Raw genomic sequence first — 505 nt, forward strand, 5'->3', positions numbered from 1 at the left:
GGCGACGGCCAGGACACGATCACCGACACGGCGGGCACCGACCGCATCGAGTTCGGCGCCGGCATCGTGGCGGGCGACGTGCGCGTGCGCCAGCAGGGCAATTCGGCGCTGGTCCTCGACATCGGCTCGAACGGCGACCGGATCACCCTCGCAGGGGCGCTGAACACCGCCGGCAATGCGATCGAGGAGGTCAAGTTCGCCGACGGGACGATCTGGACCCACGCGCAGCTGCTCGCCAAATCGATGGCCGCGACCGGCGGCAACGACGTGCTCTACGGCACCTCCAGCGCCGACGTGATGCGCGGCGGGGCCGGCGACGACAGCCTCAACGCACTCGGCGGCAATGACGAGCTGTGGGGCGAGAGCGGCAACGACAGCCTTGCCGGCGACGTGGGCGACGACCTGCTGGTCGGCGGTACCGGCAACGATGCGCTTGCCGGCGCCGGGGGCAACGACGTCTACCGGTTCGACCGCGGCGACGGCCAGGACACGATCACCGACACGG

1 protein-coding gene is annotated in these 505 nt (G+C 71.1%); it reads left to right on the plus strand.

Annotation, left to right across the window (positions count from 1 at the left end; genetic code table 11):
* Positions 1–505: calcium-binding protein (locus E2493_RS20915; RefSeq protein WP_318531718.1), on the plus strand; the 505-nt coding region annotated here is incomplete at both ends.

The organism is Sphingomonas parva (ex Maeng et al. 2020) (genome assembly GCF_004564275.1).
GTDB classification, from domain to species: domain Bacteria; phylum Pseudomonadota; class Alphaproteobacteria; order Sphingomonadales; family Sphingomonadaceae; genus Allosphingosinicella; species Allosphingosinicella parva.